The organism is Deinococcus grandis (assembly GCF_001485435.1).
GTDB classification, from domain to species: domain Bacteria; phylum Deinococcota; class Deinococci; order Deinococcales; family Deinococcaceae; genus Deinococcus; species Deinococcus grandis.
Genome location: NZ_BCMS01000001.1, coordinates 2,532,178 through 2,548,528, shown reverse-complemented (window position 1 = coordinate 2,548,528; position 16,351 = coordinate 2,532,178). Strand labels below are relative to the sequence as shown.

At 71.3% G+C, this 16,351-nt stretch carries 17 protein-coding genes; 8 read left to right on the top strand and 9 right to left on the bottom strand.

Going from position 1 to position 16,351, the window contains the following annotated elements:
- Nucleotides 1–116: 116 nt before the first annotated feature.
- Nucleotides 117–1,775, top strand: a complete 1,659-nt coding sequence (gene treS, locus DEIGR_RS12390) for a maltose alpha-D-glucosyltransferase (protein ID WP_058977689.1) — start codon at nt 117–119, stop codon at nt 1,773–1,775.
- 28 nt (nt 1,776–1,803) lie between these two features.
- Here the strand turns inward: treS and DEIGR_RS12385 are convergent, their stop codons facing one another.
- Nucleotides 1,804–2,310 (bottom strand): hypothetical protein, encoded by a 507-nt coding sequence (locus DEIGR_RS12385; protein WP_058977687.1) that lies wholly within the window; start codon nt 2,308–2,310, stop codon nt 1,804–1,806.
- A gap of 105 nt (nt 2,311–2,415) precedes the next feature.
- Nucleotides 2,416–3,324: a response regulator gene (locus tag DEIGR_RS12380; RefSeq protein ID WP_058977685.1), complete on the bottom strand. Its 909-nt coding sequence runs from the start codon at nt 3,322–3,324 to the stop codon at nt 2,416–2,418.
- 196 nt (nt 3,325–3,520) lie between these two features.
- On the opposite strand from DEIGR_RS12380, the gene DEIGR_RS12375 reads away from it, so the two are divergent.
- Nucleotides 3,521–4,189, top strand: coding sequence for an HD domain-containing protein (locus tag DEIGR_RS12375; protein ID WP_058977683.1), 669 nt, complete (start codon nt 3,521–3,523; stop codon nt 4,187–4,189).
- Between the two features lie 59 nt (nt 4,190–4,248).
- Here DEIGR_RS12375 and DEIGR_RS12370 read toward each other — a convergent pair whose 3' ends face one another.
- From DEIGR_RS12370 to DEIGR_RS12350, 5 genes are all read right to left on the bottom strand, one after another.
- A complete protein-coding gene (locus tag DEIGR_RS12370) occupies nt 4,249–4,881 on the bottom strand; it encodes a histidine phosphatase family protein (RefSeq protein ID WP_236704743.1) in 633 nt (210 codons plus the stop codon).
- Entirely contained in the window at nt 4,878–5,318 is a 441-nt protein-coding gene (locus tag DEIGR_RS12365; protein WP_058977681.1) for an acyl-CoA thioesterase, read from the bottom strand. The genes DEIGR_RS12370 and DEIGR_RS12365 overlap by 4 nt, the downstream gene beginning before the upstream one ends.
- A gap of 160 nt (nt 5,319–5,478) precedes the next feature.
- Complete coding sequence (locus tag DEIGR_RS12360) at nt 5,479–5,733, bottom strand: cold-shock protein (RefSeq protein ID WP_046844300.1); 255 nt, start codon at nt 5,731–5,733, stop codon at nt 5,479–5,481.
- A gap of 154 nt (nt 5,734–5,887) precedes the next feature.
- The gene (locus DEIGR_RS12355) at nt 5,888–6,166 is read right to left on the bottom strand and encodes a hypothetical protein (protein WP_058977679.1); all 279 of its coding nucleotides are present in this window, start codon (nt 6,164–6,166) and stop codon (nt 5,888–5,890) included.
- An 84-nt stretch (nt 6,167–6,250) separates the two neighbouring features.
- Nucleotides 6,251–7,597, bottom strand: coding sequence for a DUF4403 family protein (locus DEIGR_RS12350; RefSeq protein ID WP_236704742.1), 1,347 nt, complete (start codon nt 7,595–7,597; stop codon nt 6,251–6,253).
- Nucleotides 7,598–7,926: 329 nt separating this feature from the next.
- Here DEIGR_RS12350 and DEIGR_RS12345 point away from each other — a divergent pair, with 329 nt between their 5' ends.
- The 5 genes from DEIGR_RS12345 (at nt 7,927) to DEIGR_RS20870 (ending at nt 14,183) form a co-directional block, all read left to right on the top strand.
- Complete coding sequence (locus tag DEIGR_RS12345; RefSeq protein WP_058977675.1) at nt 7,927–8,763, top strand: intradiol ring-cleavage dioxygenase; 837 nt, start codon at nt 7,927–7,929, stop codon at nt 8,761–8,763.
- Nucleotides 8,764–8,791: 28 nt separating this feature from the next.
- Entirely contained in the window at nt 8,792–9,217 is a 426-nt protein-coding gene (locus DEIGR_RS12340) for a secondary thiamine-phosphate synthase enzyme YjbQ (RefSeq protein ID WP_058977673.1), read from the top strand.
- A gap of 147 nt (nt 9,218–9,364) precedes the next feature.
- Nucleotides 9,365–10,582 (top strand): adenylosuccinate synthase, encoded by a 1,218-nt coding sequence (locus tag DEIGR_RS12335; RefSeq protein WP_058977671.1) that lies wholly within the window; start codon nt 9,365–9,367, stop codon nt 10,580–10,582.
- 152 nt (nt 10,583–10,734) lie between these two features.
- The gene (gene folE, locus DEIGR_RS12330; protein ID WP_058978711.1) at nt 10,735–11,346 is read left to right on the top strand and encodes a GTP cyclohydrolase I FolE; all 612 of its coding nucleotides are present in this window, start codon (nt 10,735–10,737) and stop codon (nt 11,344–11,346) included.
- A 161-nt stretch (nt 11,347–11,507) separates the two neighbouring features.
- Nucleotides 11,508–14,183, top strand: a complete 2,676-nt coding sequence (locus DEIGR_RS20870) for an HD domain-containing phosphohydrolase (protein ID WP_160329934.1) — start codon at nt 11,508–11,510, stop codon at nt 14,181–14,183.
- A gap of 180 nt (nt 14,184–14,363) precedes the next feature.
- Here DEIGR_RS20870 and sufU read toward each other — a convergent pair whose 3' ends face one another.
- Nucleotides 14,364–14,798 carry a Fe-S cluster assembly sulfur transfer protein SufU gene (gene sufU / locus DEIGR_RS12320; RefSeq protein WP_236704741.1) on the bottom strand — a complete coding sequence of 145 codons (435 nt, stop codon included), beginning with the start codon at nt 14,796–14,798 and terminating at the stop codon, nt 14,364–14,366.
- A 5-nt stretch (nt 14,799–14,803) separates the two neighbouring features.
- Entirely contained in the window at nt 14,804–15,982 is a 1,179-nt protein-coding gene (locus tag DEIGR_RS12315) for a M20 family metallopeptidase (protein WP_058977667.1), read from the bottom strand.
- Between the two features lie 143 nt (nt 15,983–16,125).
- Between DEIGR_RS12315 and DEIGR_RS12310 the strand changes: the two genes are divergently transcribed.
- The gene (locus DEIGR_RS12310; protein WP_229844112.1) at nt 16,126–16,326 is read left to right on the top strand and encodes a hypothetical protein; all 201 of its coding nucleotides are present in this window, start codon (nt 16,126–16,128) and stop codon (nt 16,324–16,326) included.
- Nucleotides 16,327–16,351 lie beyond the last annotated feature (25 nt).

Here is a 16,351-nt window from a genome sequence, read left to right as displayed (position 1 = left end):
GTTTTTTCATGCCATGTGGTTGGGCGGCGGGGACCCCCGCGCGGATGAGGTCGGGTGAGGGCACCCCCAACGGCGTGGCAGCGCTTCCAGCCCGGACGTGTCTTAGACTCCGGATCATGACCCAGACCCCCGCCCCGGAGTGGTACAAGAGCGCCGTCTTCTACGAACTCTCGGTCCGCACCTTCGCGGACGGCAACGGCGACGGCAAGGGCGACTTCCCCGGCCTGACCGGCAAACTCGACTACCTGCGCGGCCTGGGCGTGGACGTCCTGTGGATCCTGCCGTGCTACCCCAGCCCCCTGCGCGACGACGGCTACGACGTGGCCGACTACGTGGGCATCCACCCGGACCTGGGCACCTTGGACGACTTCAAGGTCTTCCTGCGCGAGGCGCACGCGCGTGGCCTGCGCGTCGTCACGGACTTCGTGACCAACCACACCAGCAGCGACCACCCCTGGTTCCAGGCGGCCCGGCGCGGCCCGACCCTCCCGGACGGCAGCCCCAACGAGTACCACGACTACTACGTCTGGAGCGACACCGGCAGCGAGTACGCCGGGGCCCGCATCATCTTCACCGACACCGAGACCAGCAACTGGACGCTGGACGAGCAGAGCGGCCGCTACTATTGGCACCGCTTCTTCTCCAGCCAGCCGGACCTGAACTACGACAACCCCCGGGTCGTCGAGGAGATCCTCCAGGCCGCGCGATTCTGGCTGGACCTCGGCGTGGACGGCTTCCGCGTGGACGCCGTGCCCTACCTGATCGAGCGCGAGGGCACCAGCTGCGAGAACCTGCCCGAAACGCACGACATCCTCAAACGCTTCCGGCGCATGGTCGACCAGGACTACCCCGGCCGCGTCCTGCTGGCCGAGGCGAACCAGTGGCCCGAGGAGGTCGTGGAGTACTTCGGCACCGACGCCGACCCCGAATTCCACATGTGCTTCAACTTCCCGGTCATGCCCCGCCTGTACATGAGCCTGAAGAAGGAGGACACCACCTCCATCCGCGAGATCATGGAACGCCTGCCCGCCATCCCCGCGTTCGGACAGTGGGTGACGTTCCTGCGCAACCACGACGAACTGACCCTGGAGATGGTCACCGACGACGAACGGGCCTTCATGTACGCCGCGTACGCCCCGGACACCCGTATGAAGATCAACGTCGGCATCCGCCGCCGCCTCGCCCCGCTGCTGGACAACGACCGGCGCCGCGTGGAACTCCTGACCACCGTCCTGCTGGCCCTGCCCGGCAGCCCCATCCTGTACTACGGCGATGAGATCGGCATGGGCGACGACCTGTCCCTGGCCGACCGCAACGGCGTGCGCACCCCCATGCAGTGGAACGCGGGCATGAGCGGCGGGTTCTCCACCGCCACGCCCGACCAGTGCTTCTTCCCGCCCATCGGGGACGCCGTGTACGGCTACGGCCGCGTGAACGTCCAGAGCCAGGAACAGGACCCCAGCAGCCTCCTGAAATGGACCAGCCGCCAGCTTGAACTGCGCCGCCGCCACCCGGCCTTCGCGGTGGGCGACCTGACCTTCGTGGACACCGACAACCCCGCCATCCTGGCCTTCGCGCGCCGCACCGGGGACGAGACGCTGCTGATCGTCAGCAACTTCGCCGGGAACGCCCAGTCGGTCCACCTGAACCTCGAACAGTTCGCCGGGCGCGTGCCCGTCACGCTGGCCGGGGCCAGCCCCTTCCCCGCCATCGGCGAGACGCCCTACGCCATGATCCTCGGGAAGTACGACTACTACTGGCTGCGCCTGAACTGACCCGGACCCGCGTCGCTGCGCCCGCCCCTCAGGCCGGGTGCAGCAGCGTGCTGCGGGCCTCCAGCGCGACACTGCCCGCGCTGTCCAGGCGTTCCAGCACCGCGTCGAACGTCCAGTCCTGCGCCCACACCCGCTTCATGGCCTGCAGGGTCGCCGTGCCCGGCGCGAGGAACGGGGCATCCTCGCCCAGTGTGGCGTCCGGGCGGCGCACCCGCACCACGGCGCCCGCCGGGAAGGACGCGCGGGCCAGCGTGCGGTAGAACGCCTGCACCGCGTCGTCCATCAGGTACGACGTGCGGATCAGCGCCTGCGCCTGCGCCGCCAGGGGCTCCAGGGCGTCCTCGTCGATGCGGGCCGGGCGGACCTTGGAGAAGAGGCGCCGCAGCTGCTCGGGCAGATTTCCGCCCCGGTAGAAGGCCTCCTCGAACGCGGGCGGCACGATCACGCCCGGCGTGCCCAGCGCCAGCAGGCGGGTCACCTCGGCGTGATCGGCGGCCGGGACGGCGGGAGCGTGGGCCTCCGCGAAGGTCAGCATGCCCGCAGCATAGCCCCGCACATACGGACTCCGGTTGAGAGGTGTGCAAACACCGTCGACCCGAGCGGACTCGGAGAGCTGCGCAGCAGAGAAACGGAATCCGCATCAGCCCATGCGGCTGCGCATCCAGGCCTTCACGCTGCTCGCCCCCGGCGTGTCCCGCACGAGCACCGCCGCGAACCCGCCCTCGAAGGGGCACACGACGAGTACGCGGTCCTGGAATTCCAGCTGCGCGGCCTTCAGCGGCAGCCCGGTCCGCAGGTGCGGCGCGAGCGTCTGCGCGGCCGTCAGCAGGAACTTCAGGTACGTGCCCACCTGCGCGCTCAGCAGGTCCGGGGTGGTGAGCGGTTCCCCCTGGGGGTCGAAGGCGCACGCGGCCGTCACGCCCGGCAGGACGCTCAGGCCCGCCACGAACATCTGCGCCTGCTGCCGCACCCGGTCCGGGGTGGGCGGCGCGGCGACCACGGCCCCACCACGCGCCCCCTGCGGGGCGGGCGCGGTGGGGGCGGCGGGCGACGGGACGGCCGGGGACGCGGGTGGGCGCGGCGTCGGGGCGGGCGTTCCTGCCGGGTGGGGCGCGGCCGGCGCGGCCGGTCTGGGGGGCGGGCGGGTGTCCGGGGCGTCGGCGGGCAGCACGTCCCGGCGGCCCAGCCAGCCCTGCAGCGCCGGGAACAGCACGCCGGGCCGCAGGGGCTTGCGCAGCACGTCCAGCACCTCCAGCGCCTCGGCCTCGGCGCGCAGGTCGGCCTCGATGATGCCGGTCATGAACGCCACGGGCAGCGCCGGGTGCGTGCGCCGCAGCTGCCGCGCGAGCTCCACGCCGCTCATGCCGGGCATGCGGACATCGGTCAGGACCAGGGCCGTGTCGGGCGTGAGGGCCTCCAGCGCCGCGGCGCCGCTCTCGGCCGTGACGACCGTCAGGTGCGGTGAGAGGAGGTACTCCAGGGTATGCAGCACACCGGGGCTGTCATCCACGATGAGGATCGTGGGGCGCCGGGCCGCTGCGGTGGTCATGCGTCCAGCCTAGCGGCCCGGGTGTGTCAGCGCCTTCACAAACCGGCGCCCGACTGTGAACATTATCACCCTGCACTCATCCAGGCGGGCGCGGCCCCCGCCCAGCTCGCCGCTATCCTGCGCACATGACCAGCCTCCACCCCCCTCGCCACGCGCCCACCGGGCAGCACGCGCCGCCCCGCCAGGCGGACGCCGCATGAACGCCCTGCAGCCCCTGCTGGCCCTCGACCCGCGCCTGCCCGCCGCGTGGGCGTGGGTGCAGGCGCAGATGCGGCCCGACGCCGCGCACGACGACGCTCACCTGGCCCGCGTGGCCCGCTGGACCATCCGCTGCGCCCCGGACCAGCCCCCCGCGCTGGCCGTCGCCGCCGCCCTGACGCACGATGTCGTGAACCTCCCCAAGAATCACCCGGACCGCGCCCACGCCAGCGAATTGAGCGCCCAGGCGGTCCTGAGCCAGCTGCCCAGCCTGGGCTTCACCCCGGACGACGCCCGCTGCATCGCGGACGCCGTGCGCGACCACAGCTACTCGCGCGGCGCGACCCCCATCAACCCGCTGGGCCGCGCGCTACAGGACGCCGACCGGCTCGACGCGCTGGGCGCACTGGGTGTCCTGCGCGTCGCGGGCGTCGGCGGGCAGCTGGGCCGCGCCCTGATGCACCCAGGAGACCCCTGGGCCGAGGACCGCGACCCCGACGACCTCGCGTACACCATCGACCACTTCTTCACGAAACTCCTGCGCCTGGACGGCACGTTCCTGACCCCCGCCGGGCAGGCCGAGGCCAGACGCCGCACCCTGACCATGCGCGCCTTCCTCGCCGAACTCGCCAGCGAACTCGAAATCGCGCCGCCTCAGCAGGGGTGATGGTGAACGGTTGATGGTTGATAGAAAGCGACCTCTATCAACCATCAACTGTCGACCGCTCACTCCAGGTGCGCGTGGTCGTTGTACGTCACGAGCGCCCAGCGTGCCCCTGCCCCCCGCCCGGTGCGGGTCAGGGTGGTGAGGCTGGTGTGGGACAACTGGTACGGAAACGGCAGCACGTACCCGGGCTGCGGCCGGGCAGGCCACGCGAACAGGTCGCACAGCAGCGCCCGGATCGCCGCGCCGTGCGTGAACGCGATCACGCGCCCGCCCGGCAGTTCCCCGGCCCAGTCGCGCAGGCGGGCGCCCACCTGCGACAGGCTCTCGCCGTCCGGGGCGGGCGTGCCCCACGGGTCCAGCTGCCACCGCGCGTAGCGGTCGTCACCCAGGACCTCGTCGGTCGTGACGCCCTCGAACACCCCGAAGTGCAGTTCCCGCAGGCGGACATCCAGCGTCAGCGGCGTGCCCGCCGGGAGGCTCAGCTCCGCCGTGCGGGCCGCGCGCGCCAGATCACTGCTGAAGGCCCGGTCGAACGAGCGGCCCGCCAGCCGGGGCCGCAGCCGCGCCGCCTGAGCCTCCCCGACCGCGCCCAGCGGCGTGTCCGACCAGCCCTGCCAGCGCCCCGCGCCGTTCCATTCGGTCGCGCCGTGTCGCACCAGCGTCAGGTGCAGCGGCGCGCCGTTCTCGGTCACGGGCGCGCCTCGAAATCCGGCTCGGCGGCACTCGTGTCCTGACCCTCCGGCAGGGGCGGCACCGGACGGGGCCTGCCGTGCTCATCGAGCGCCACGAACACGAAAAAGCCCGTCGTGGCGAGTTCCTGATCCCCGGTCGGCATGTGCTCGCGGTACACGTCCACGCGGATCGTCATGCTCGTGCGGCCCACCCGCACCACCTGCGCGTCCAGCGCAACGGCGTCCCCCACCCGGATCGGCACGTGGAAATCCACGCCGTCCATGCGGGCCGTCACGACGTTCCCCCCGGCGTGCCGCACCGCCGCGATGCTCGCCGCCTTGTCCATCAGGGACAGCACCCACCCGCCGAACGCGGTCCCGTGGTAGTTCGTGTCCTTCGGGAACACCAGTTCCAGCATGCGCGCCCGGCTGCGCGGCGCCTTCATCGTCTCGTCCATAGCGTCCTCCCCGCGCCGCCCGCGTGGGGGCACGTCAACCTTGACAGTGTACAGGGCGCCCCCAGAAGCGGCGCCGGGCGTGCCTGCACCGGGAACAGGCTGCGCACGGCATGAAAAAAGGAGCCCCCGTGCGGGGACTCCCTTCAGACCCGGGTGGGTCTTACCAGCGGTCGTTGCGGCGGCCGCCGAAGTCGCTCACGGGAGCGGCCTTCGTCACGACGATGTTCTTGGCCTGGGGGCCCTTGCCACGCTGGCCGTCTTCGATGTCGAATTCGACTTCGTCGCCTTCGTTCAGCTTCTTGAAGCCGCTGCCCTGGATCGCGCTGAAGTGCGCGAAGATGTCGGGGCTGCCCTCGGACTGAATGAAACCGAAGCCTTTTTCCGCGTTAAACCATTTCACGATGCCTACTGCCATACTCCACTCCTTGTCTTCGCAACACGCAAAACACGCACGAGCTCTTGCCTCGTGCGCGGTTCAATCATGCGTACTTGGAAAACTACAGGGTGCAGTATACACGATCACGCCTGCCCGTGTGTCACCCCACCCGCCACGCCCCTCCAGTCACGGCTCACGGGTCTCGGTCGGCCCGCGCCGCCTCCCCCGGTACGGCCGACCGGCGGGGTTCGCTCCGGACATCGTTCAGGCACAGTCGGCCCATCAGTTCACCCAGGTGCGCCGCCGACACCGGCAGCACCACCCGGCCCTTGAGGTACAGCGCACTGTCACTCTGCACGTCGTGACGCACCACGTCCCGCAGGTACACGGTGTACGTGCGGCCCTCCCGCGTGAAGCGCACGCGGTCCATGGTCCCCGGAACCCAGGTGAAACTCAGATTGGCTGCCGTCATGTGACACTCCTTGCTGGCCGCCGAAGCTCACCAGGATTCCAGTGTGCGCCCTGAGCGCCCCACCCGCACACCCAGACCCGACGCTCAGCGGACGGCGCGGCCCACATCCACACTGGCGTCCAGGGCCCCCAGCGCCTCGCCGGTCACGACCAGGGCGTCCGGCGTGACGCGCACGTCCGTGACCTTCAGGGCGCGCAGCGTGCCGCCCAGGGTCACGCCGGGCGCGGGCGAGAACGGCAGCCGACCCTGAACCTGCGCCCGCACTGCGTCCAGGCGGGGCCGCAGGTCGAAACGGGCCGCCTGCGTCACGTACGCCTGCGCGCGGGCGTCCGCCAGCCACGCCAGCACCCGCCCGGTCAGGCCCACGCGGCGCGTCGTGACCGTCACGTTCCGCAGCGTCAGCACCTGTCCCGCCGCGTCCAGGGTGGGCGTGCCGCGCACGTCCGTCGTGGCGCTGAGCCGCAGGCCCAGCGGCCCGCTGATCTGCATCTGCACGGCGGCGTTCAGCTGCGCCCCCTGCGGCGTCAGCGTCACGCCCGTGACCTGCAGCGTCGGCGAGGTCGGCACCGGGAGCGTCAGCGTGCGCCGCGCCGCCTCCCGCGTGGCGGCCGCCGACAGTTCCGGGTAGGGGAGACGCACCGGCACGCTGAGGTTCACGTCCGGGCTGAGCGTGTCGCTGCGGCGCAGGGCCGGGAGGGGCAGCGCCGCCTGTGTGGGCGCGCGGCCCAGCCCGGCGTCCAGGCGCAGCTGCGCGCCCAGCGTGAGCTTCAGGGCGTCCGGCGTGAACCGCAGCGGCGACACGCTCAGGTTCAGCGGCGTCACCCGCGCGTACGCGGCGTCCGGGGTGGGCAGCACCCACGGCTGCTGCGCCCGCGCCCACAGGGTCCCCGCCCGCTCGCGCAGCCGCGCCTGCTCCCGCACCGCCGCGCGCACCTGCGCCGCCAGCGCGTCCAGCTGTGCCCGCACCTGCGCGTCCACCAGCGACTGCACGCTGACCCGCACGCCCTGCGCCAGCTCCACACTCAGCGGGTCGGTCCAGGTGTAGTCCCCTTTCACCGTCACGTCCGCCTCCCACTCCGGCGTCACGGTCGGCACCACCGTCAGCGCCACGGTCGCCTCACCCCCGAAGTCCTGCGCCAGGAACGCCCCCACCCCGCCCGGCTCGGCGCGGAACGCCGCGCGGATCGGCACGCTGATCCGCAAACCCGACCCGTCCGGGAGTGAGCGCACCTGCACATGCCCCGCCCGCGTCACCGTTCCCGACAGCGACACCCGCAGCAGGCCCCCCAGGAACGACCGGTCCTCGTTCACCCGCGCGAACTCCAGCGGCACCCGCGCGTTCGCCGCGCCCTGCACCCCCGAGAGCGGCACCGACACCGGCACCGTGACCGTCGAGGGAGCGGAGGCGGCCAGCGCAGCGGGAGCAGACATGACGGCAGTCAACACCACCGGCGTGAGACCACGCATCAGACGAACGGAGGAGCGGAGCACAGCAGAGGCAGGCATCCCCCAGACGCTACCCGGCCCGCATGAGGTCTTATACGGATTCCGTCTGTTTCGTTGACAACCCGGAACCACACCGGGTTGCCAACTCCACGCCCGGAACCCGTTTTTCTCCCACTCGCTCCGCTCGGATTGAACGGCTTTGTCAGCCATTCAATCGGAGTCCGTATTACTCCGTGAATTAACCAACCGTGACTACATTCACGGTGCAGCGCGACCACCCGCCCCACGATCCCCGGCGCGCACAGGAGCCTCCCATGAACGAGCCGATCCGCCCGTACCCCGCCGACGACCACGACCACCACGACGACCTGAACAACCTGGGCCTGCAGGCCGACACGAACATGCTCGCGCGCAGCGTCCTCGACCGCCGCCACGTGCTGGGCCTGGGCCTGCTCGGCATCGGCCTGCTGGCCAGCAGCCGCGTCAGCGCCGCCACCGGGACCAGTGCCGCCTGCACTCCCATCCCCAGCGAGACCGCCGGGCCGTACCCCGCCGACGGGTCGGTCGCCAGCGGCCAGAGCCTGAACGTCCTCACCCGCAGCGGCGTCGTCCGCCGCGACCTGCGCCGCAGCCTCGGCACCGGCAACGTGGCTCCTGGCGTGCCCCTGACCCTCACGCTGAAACTCGTCAACACCAACGGAAGCTGCGCGCCCCTGCGCGGGTACGCCGTGTACGCCTGGCACTGCACCGCCGACGGCAACTACAGCATGTACAGCGCCCCTATCGTCGGCGAGGACTACCTGCGCGGCGTGCAGGCCAGCGACGCGGGCGGCAACGTCACCTTCCAGACCATCGTCCCGGGGTGCTACCCCGGCCGCTGGCCCCACATCCACTTCGAGGTGTACCCCACCCTCGCCAGCGCCACGAACGCCCGCAACCGGATCCAGACGTCACAGCTGGCCCTCCCGCAGGCCATGTGCCAGCAGACCTACACCCAGCCCGCGTACGGCAGCAGCGCCCGCTTCCTCTCGCAGACCAGCCTGAGCCGCGACAACATCTTCAGCGACGGATACGCCGCCCAGCTGCCCACCATCACCGGGAACGCCACCAAGGGCTACTCGGCCACCCTGACCGTCGGCCTCGCCCGCTGACCACCGAAGGGCCCGTACCCTGAAGGGCATGTGGGCCCAGCACACCCTGACCCTGCCCGCGCGGCGGCGCGGCTTCCACCTCATCACCCGCGAGATCGTCGGGGCCGTCCCGGAACTGGCACGCACCCGCGCCGGGCTGCTGCACGTCTTCATTCAGCACACCAGCGCCAGCCTCACCTTGAACGAGAACGCCAGCCCCGACGTCCGCGCCGACTTCGAGACGTACTTCAACCACGCCGTGCCCGACGGCTGGGCACCCTTCCAGCACACCCTGGAAGGGGAGGACGACATGGCCGCGCACATCAAGGCCAGCCTCCTGGGCCCCAGCCTGACCCTTCCTGTGCAGAATGGCCGCCTCGCGCTGGGCACCTGGCAGGGTGTCTACCTCTGCGAACACCGCGACCACGGGGGCCCCAGGCGACTGATCCTCACCCTGAACGGCGAGGCGTTGTGACGCTCGGGCCATCCGCGGTAAACAAGTCCCGCCGGATGGGCTGACATTTCCCGTACACTGAGGCACGGTGCTGCGCGCCGTGTTTTTTTTGCCGGGCTTCAGGCCGGGCGGGAGGGGCAAGTCTGTGCGCGTGGCCGGAGGGCTGAGATGCCTGGAATCGCAATTGTGGGCGCCCAGTGGGGCGATGAGGGCAAGGGGAAGATCACCGATTTTCTCGCGCCGGAAGCCGAGTTCGTGGTGCGCTACCAGGGTGGTGCGAACGCCGGGCACACGGTGACCGCCAAGGGGCAGACGTTCAAGCTGAACCTGCTGCCCAGCGGCGTGCTGCACGACGGGACCGTCAGCGTGCTGGGCGACGGCATGGTGATCGACCCGGACAAGTTCCTGGAGGAACGCCGGAACCTGATCGCGGGTGGCCTGAACCCGGACCTGCGGATCAGTGACCGGGCGCATCTGGTGCTGCCGCACCACAAGTTCGTGGATGGCCGCAAGGACTTCGTGGGCACGACCGGGCGCGGGATCGGTCCGGCGTACGCCGACCGCGCGCGGCGCGTCGGTATCCGCTTCGGGGACCTGCTGGACGACGGCGTGCTGACCGAGCGCGTGGAGCGGCTGCTGGAGGCCAAGCCGAACAGCACCCGTGACGCGGGCTGGACCAGCGTGCAGGTGGCCATGGAAGCCCTGGCGCCGGTGCGTGAGGCGCTGTCGCCGTTCGTGCAGGACACCGGAGCGCAACTGCGCGACGCAATCAGGGAGGGCCGGAACGTGCTGTTCGAGGGCGCGCAGGCGACCCTGCTGGACCTGAACTACGGCACGTACCCCTTCGTGACCAGCAGCCACCCCACGGTGGGCGGCATCCTGGTGGGCGCCGGCGTGAACCACAAGGCCATCCACAAGGTGTACGGCGTGGCGAAGGCCTTCAACACCCGCGTCGGGCACGGCCCGTTCGTGACCGAGGTGCACGACGATGCGGGCATCCTGCGCCTGCGTGGGGACGGCAGCAAGCCCTGGGACGAGTTCGGCACGACGACCGGCCGCGCCCGCCGGGTGGGCTGGCTGGACCTGGCGCTGCTGAAGTACGCGGTGGACGTGAACGGCCTGGACGGGCTGGTCATCAACAAGATGGACATCCTGGCGGGCCTGGACGAGATCCCGGTGTGCGTCGCGTACGACGCGGACGGGCAGCCCGTCTGGAAGAAGATGAAGGGCTGGGCCACCACCGACGGCGCCGACAGCCGCGCGACTCTGGCCAAGGAGGCGCAGGCGTACCTGGACCTGATTGAGGAGACCGTGGGCTGCCCCGTGGTGATCTTCTCGGCGGGCCCGGCGCGGGAGCAGACGTACGGCGAGGTCAGCTGGATCTGAAGTCGGCGCGTCCGGGGCGGGAGGGGTTCCCTGACTGGGGGACTTCTCCCGTTTCGCCTGCAAGGCATTTGACAGTTGACGGGCCGCGCGGGGGCCTACACTCCGCGCATTCATGTTCGCGCCGCTGAGTGCGGGGTGAGAAGGAGAGGGTCATGACGATAGAACCGCTGATCAGCGCCGCTGACGAGAAGCAGGAGGTGCCGGGCCTGCGCGCCCTGACGCACGAGTGGCTGGGCGCCATCGGCGAGGACCCGGACCGTGAGGGACTGCTGAAAACCCCGCACCGCGTGGCGAAGGCCTGGGGGTTCCTGACCGCCGGGTACCAGAAGACGCTGCACGAGGCGGTGGGGGACGCGGTGTTCGCGGCGGACGGCAGCGAGATGGTCATCGTGAAGGACATCGAGTTCTACTCCATGTGCGAGCACCACATGCTGCCCTTCTACGGCCGGGCGCACATCGCGTACATCCCGGACGGGAAGATCCTGGGCCTGAGCAAGTTCGCGCGGATCGTGGACTTGTACTCCCGCCGCCTGCAGGTGCAGGAGCGCATCACCACGCAGGTCGCGGACGCCGTGCAGGAACTCCTCGCGCCCAGGGGCGTGGCGGTCATGATGGAGGGCGTGCACCTGTGCATGGCGATGCGCGGCGTGCAGAAGCAGAACAGCAGCACCAGTACCAGCGCCATGCGCGGCCTGTTCAAGAGTGACGCCCGCACCCGCGCGGAATTCATGAGTGCCGTGCAGGGCACCCTCCGGGGTCGCTGAGCGGACCCCCCGGGCACGCGGGACGGGCGGCGGCGGCCGGGCCCTGGGGCCCCCGGGTGGACGTGGCCGCCGCTCTCCGGGCGGGGGCCTGTTCAGGCGCGCGGCGCGTGAGAGGGATGTAAGGCGCCAGGGCATACGCTGGGACACGTGCCGAGGTGGACGTGCTGCTGAACCTGTGCCTGCTCCTCACCGCCGCGTTCGTGCTGAGCCTGTCGTACCGCGAGTGGCCGGTGCGGCGGGCGCCGCTGGCCCACTGGGGCCGGGTGGCGTTCTCGGCGCTGACGGCGCTGCTGCTGGTGTGGTACAGCGCGCCGGTCGGGGACCTGAAGGTGGATCTGCGGTACGTTCCGGTGGCGCTCGTCACGCTGCGTTACGGGATCGGGCCGGGGTCGCTGGTGGCGCTGGGGCCGGTGGCGTGGCGCCTGATGGACTCCGAGACGGGCGGCGCGGTCGCGCTCGCCAACGCCCTGAGCGTCCTGCTGCTGGCGGGCGTGCTGCGCTCGCGGCTGAACCTCAAGCAGCTGCGCGTGACGCAGTGGCCGACGCTGCTCGTGCCCTACCTGGGCGTGGGCGTGGCGGTGTTCGTCGTGCCGGGCGCGCAGATTCTCGCGCCGTGGCTGTACCTGGGCATGCTGGCCCTGCACGGCCTGGCGACCCTGGCGGTGCTGGGCGTGCTCAGCGCGCGCCTGCAACTGCTGCGCCTGACCTTCGAGGCGCGGCAGCAGTCCCGGCAGGACGACCTGACCGGGCTGGGCAACCGGCAGGCCTTCGACGAGGGGCTGGCGCGCCTGCCGGGCGGCAGTCAGCTGGCGCTGCTGGACGTGGATCAGTTCCGCCGCCTGAACGAGGAGCACGGCGCGGCCGTCGGGGACCGGGCGCTGCGGTACATCGCGCAGGTGCTGCGTGACGAGGTCGGGCCGGGCGCGTACCGCCTGAGCGGCGAGGAGTTCGCGCTGCTGCTGGACCTCGGCAGCGAGACCGCCGCCCGGACGGTCGTGGAGCGCGTGCAGGCCCGACTGGCCGACCCCGGCGAGGTGCCCTGGGCGAACCTGAGCGTCTCGGCAGGCCTCGCGACGCGCCTGCCGCGCGAGCAGCCGGGTGAACTGCGCCACCGCGCGGACGAGGCGCTGTACCTCGCCAAGGCGAACGGCCGCAACCGCCTGATCCTCAGCCCGCACGCGCCGCGCCCGGCGTCCGTCCCGGACGCGCCGGGTGACATCCGCCCGCGGCACTCGCTGTGGCAGTCGCAGCGGTCCACCGTGCGGCTGCTCGCGCAGCGCCGCCCCCTGACGGACACCGACTGGCTGGAGGTCCTGCGCGGCGCGGTGGACACCGTGGACGGCGTGGAGGCCGCCAGCCTGAACATCCGCGAGGGCAACCGCTTCCGGATGTGCGCGGTCGTCGCCTACGATCCCGCCCTGCTGGGCCTGGAGTTCACGGAGGCCGCGCAGCTGCGCTGGTACGGCGGTCCGGCCGAGGACTGGCGGCGCGGCAAACCGCGCGCGGCGACCATGAGCGACATGCAGCGCGCCTGGCTGGACGAGGACAGTGTCCTGCCCGCCCACGACAGCGAGCGGCTCGACCGCGCCGGGCACCGTGAGCGGCTGCGCACGAACCTGTGCGTGCCGGTCGTGCTGGACGGCGAGGTGGTCGCGCACCTGAACCTCGATTCCCTGTCGAAGGAGGACGCCTTCCCGGCGGGCGTGATGCAGGACGCGGAGCTGTTCGCGCAGCAGATCGCGGCGCTGCTGCAACTCCAGGACCGCTGGCGGGAACTGGAGCAGCTGTCGCACCTGCACGCGCACCTGAGCCGCGCGGACGACGAGCAGCTGGCCGCGCACCTCGCGGAGACCGCGCACGACCTGCTGCGCACCACGTACACGCTCCTCATGCGGTACGACCCGTACGCGGACGCGCTGGTCCCGGCGGCCGAGGCCGGGCTGGGCGTGAATCCGCTGGAGGCGCCCACCCTGGCGCGCGGCGAGGGCGTGGCGTGGCGGGCGCTGTCGACGGGGCAGGTGATCCGCGTGGACGACATCCTCACGGCGCGCGGCGCGTTCCGCCCGCCGGTCAGCCACCCGGAGCGGCGGGCGCTGATGGTCGTGCCGCTCCTGTCGCGCACGGGCGACCCGCTGGGCGCGCTGTGCCTGCTGCGCGACCTGCCCCGCCCCTTCCGCACGCCGGACGAGGCGCTCGCGCAGATGCTCGCCAGTGTCGGTGCGCGCGTCATGGAGGGCCGCGCGCACGTCACGGACCTGGAAGTCACGCTGGACGCCGCGCTGACCATGCTGGGCGTGGCGCTCGAGGCGCGGGACTTCGAGACGCAGGGCCACACGCAGCGCGTGCAGGACCTCGCGCGGCGCATGGGCGAGGCGCTGCAGCTGTGCGGCCCGCAACTGACCGCCCTGCGGCGCGGCGCGGCCCTGCACGACATCGGGAAGCTGTGCATCCCGGACGCGGTGCTGCTCAAGCCCGGCGCGCTCAGCGCCGAGGAACGCGCGGTGGTCGAGCGGCACGCGCCGCTGGGCGCCGCCCTGGTGGCCCGCATTCCGTTCCTGGAACCCGAGGCGCAGCAGGTGGTCCGCTCGCACCATGAACGCTGGGACGGCGGCGGGTACCCGGACGGCCTGGCGGGCACGCAGACGCCGCTGCTGGCGCGCCTGTTCGCGCTGTGCGACGTGTACGACGCGCTGACCAGCGAGCGGCCCTACAAGCGCGCCATGAGTCACGAGTCGGCGCTGGCGGTCCTGCGTGACGGGCGCGGCACGCAGTTCGACCCGGACCTGCTGGACCTGTTCTGCCGGGTGGTGACGCCCCGGCCCGGCGTGGAATCCTGATAAGGACTCCGGTTGAAAGGTTTGCAAAAACTTTCAACCCGAGCGGAGCAAGTAGGAGACAAACGGGTTCCGGTCGTGGAGTTGGCAGATCGGTGATTTTCCGATCTGTTAACGAAACAAACGGAATCCGTATGACCCGCGCTGGCGTCCTGAACGCACACCGGGTGCGTCCGCCAGCGCTCAGGGCTGCGGGTGCGGCGCATCCTCCAGGGCCTGTTCCAGCGCCCGCCAGGGCAGTAGCGCGCACTTGCGCCGCGCGTGCAGGCGGCTGACGCCCGCCAGGGCCAGCAGGTCGCCCAGGTCCGGCGTGCCCTCGGCGTCGCCCATGACCATCGCGCGGAACGTGGCGGCCAGCGCCCGCGCCTCGGGCAGGGTCTTGCCGGTCAGGGCGACGGTCATCAGGCTGGCGCTGCTCTGACTGATCGCGCAGCCCTTCCCAGTGAAGGTCAGCTGCCCGATCCGGCCGCCCTGCACGTCGGCCCAGACGGTCACCTGATCCCCGCAGCCCGGGTTGTCCAGCGTGACGCCGGGCACGCCGTCCAGCGCTCCGGTGTGGCGCGGGCGGCGCTGATGGTCGGCGATGATCTGCTTGGCGACCGTCTCGGGCAGCAGCACGGGCCTTACTCCGTCCGGGCGAGGCGCAGCGCGGCGGCGCGCAGCATCTGCACGCCGGTCTCCAGACTGGTCTCGTCGATGGTGAAGCGCGGGTGGTGGTGCGGCCAGCGGCTGTCGGCCTCGTCGCTGCCGGACCCGACGTTGAAGTACGCGCCCGGCGCCTTTTCCAGGTACGCGCTGAAGTCCTCGCCGCCCATGGTGGGTTTCGCGTCCCGGAAGCGCCCCTCGCCCACCACGTCCAGCGCGATGTCCTTCAGCTGCGCCGCCACCCAGTCGGTATTGATCAGCGGGCGGTACCCGAACTCGTAGCGCAGGTCGTACGTCGCGCCGTGCGCCTCGCAGATGCCCCGGACCACACGCTCGATGAGTTGCGGCGCCCGCTCGCGCAGCGCCGGGTCGAAGGTACGGACCGTGCCCATCAGCTCGGCCGTGTCGGGAATGACGTTGTGGGTGGTGCCGCTCGTGAACTTCGTGATGCTGACCACCAGCGCGTCCTGCGCGGCCACCATGCGGCTCACGACATGCTGGAGGTTCGTCACGACCTGCGCGCCCACCGCGATGGGGTCCACCGTCTCCTCGGGGTGCGCGCCGTGCCCACCCTTCCCGCGGATCGTGAGTTCCAGCATGTCCGGCGCGGCCATGAACGCCCCGGGCTTCACGGCGACCACCCCGGCGGGCAGCTGGCTGTTCAGGTGCAGGCCCGTCACGACGTCCACGCCGTCCATCAGCGGGGTCTGCATGACCAGCTCCTCGGCGCCGCCCGGCCCGATCTCCTCGGCGTGCTGGAAGATCATGCGGATCTCGCCCGGCACGCTGTCCGGGGTGGCGGACAGCAGTTGCGCCACGCCCAGCAGGATCGCCGTGTGCCCGTCGTGCCCGCAGGCGTGCATCACGCCGGGGGTCTGGGAGGCGAACTCGAAGGTGTTCTCCTCGTGGATGGGCAGCGCGTCGATGTCGGCCCGTAGCAGCACGGTGCGGCCCGGCAGGCCCCCCTTCAGGACGGCCAGCACGCTGGTTGCCGTGAGCCGCGAGACGTTCAGGCCCGGCATCTTCCGCAGCTCGGCCTCGATGTACGCGGCGGTGGCGTGCTCCTCGAAGCCCACCTCGGGGTTCATGTGCAGGTGCCGCCGCCACGCCACGAGCTGCGTGCGGAGTTCCTCCACCCGGTCCTGAGTTGCAGTCATACCTCAGCCTAGCGCCTCCGGGCGGCCGGACGGGTAGCGTTTCGATCTGCCGGACAGTTCCCGCCCGTCCGCCGAAACCAGAGGTGAAGGAACCTGAGTCCAGTCTCAGCAACTTTCCTCCGTGACGTGTCGTAATGGACGGCATGAAGACCTCCTCGAAAGGCAAACTCGGCCTGATCATGGCCGCCGCTCCGGTCGTGCTGGAACTGCTCGTCAAGGCCCGCGCCGCCCAGAAGAAGAACAGCCGCTACACCCGCGCCCGCAAACGCGACCGCATGATCGACTCGCTCCTGAGCGGCGCGCAGCGGGCCGTGGGCAAACGCGGCAAACGCCGCTTCTTCTGAACCCCCAAGGCCCCCTCAAGGCGCG

Excerpts from the sequence above, each read along its gene's own strand:
- DEIGR_RS12355 (WP_058977679.1), bottom strand. The coding sequence starts at position 6,166 with ATGACGGCAGCCAATCTGAGTTTCACCTGGGTTCCGGGGACCATGGAC.
- folE (WP_058978711.1), top strand. The coding sequence starts at position 10,735 with ATGACGATAGAACCGCTGATCAGCGCCGCTGACGAGAAGCAGGAGGTG.
- DEIGR_RS12315 (WP_058977667.1), bottom strand. The coding sequence starts at position 15,982 with ATGACTGCAACTCAGGACCGGGTGGAGGAACTCCGCACGCAGCTCGTG.
- DEIGR_RS12345 (WP_058977675.1), top strand. The coding sequence starts at position 7,927 with ATGAACGAGCCGATCCGCCCGTACCCCGCCGACGACCACGACCACCAC.
- DEIGR_RS12360 (WP_046844300.1), bottom strand. The coding sequence starts at position 5,733 with ATGGCAGTAGGCATCGTGAAATGGTTTAACGCGGAAAAAGGCTTCGGT.
- DEIGR_RS12310 (WP_229844112.1), top strand. The coding sequence starts at position 16,126 with ATGAAGACCTCCTCGAAAGGCAAACTCGGCCTGATCATGGCCGCCGCT.
- DEIGR_RS12365 (WP_058977681.1), bottom strand. The coding sequence starts at position 5,318 with ATGGACGAGACGATGAAGGCGCCGCGCAGCCGGGCGCGCATGCTGGAA.
- DEIGR_RS12375 (WP_058977683.1), top strand. The coding sequence starts at position 3,521 with ATGAACGCCCTGCAGCCCCTGCTGGCCCTCGACCCGCGCCTGCCCGCC.
- DEIGR_RS12350 (WP_236704742.1), bottom strand. The coding sequence starts at position 7,597 with ATGTCTGCTCCCGCTGCGCTGGCCGCCTCCGCTCCCTCGACGGTCACG.
- DEIGR_RS12335 (WP_058977671.1), top strand. The coding sequence starts at position 9,365 with ATGCCTGGAATCGCAATTGTGGGCGCCCAGTGGGGCGATGAGGGCAAG.
- treS (WP_058977689.1), top strand. The coding sequence starts at position 117 with ATGACCCAGACCCCCGCCCCGGAGTGGTACAAGAGCGCCGTCTTCTAC.
- DEIGR_RS12380 (WP_058977685.1), bottom strand. The coding sequence starts at position 3,324 with ATGACCACCGCAGCGGCCCGGCGCCCCACGATCCTCATCGTGGATGAC.
- DEIGR_RS12385 (WP_058977687.1), bottom strand. The coding sequence starts at position 2,310 with ATGCTGACCTTCGCGGAGGCCCACGCTCCCGCCGTCCCGGCCGCCGAT.
- DEIGR_RS12340 (WP_058977673.1), top strand. The coding sequence starts at position 8,792 with ATGTGGGCCCAGCACACCCTGACCCTGCCCGCGCGGCGGCGCGGCTTC.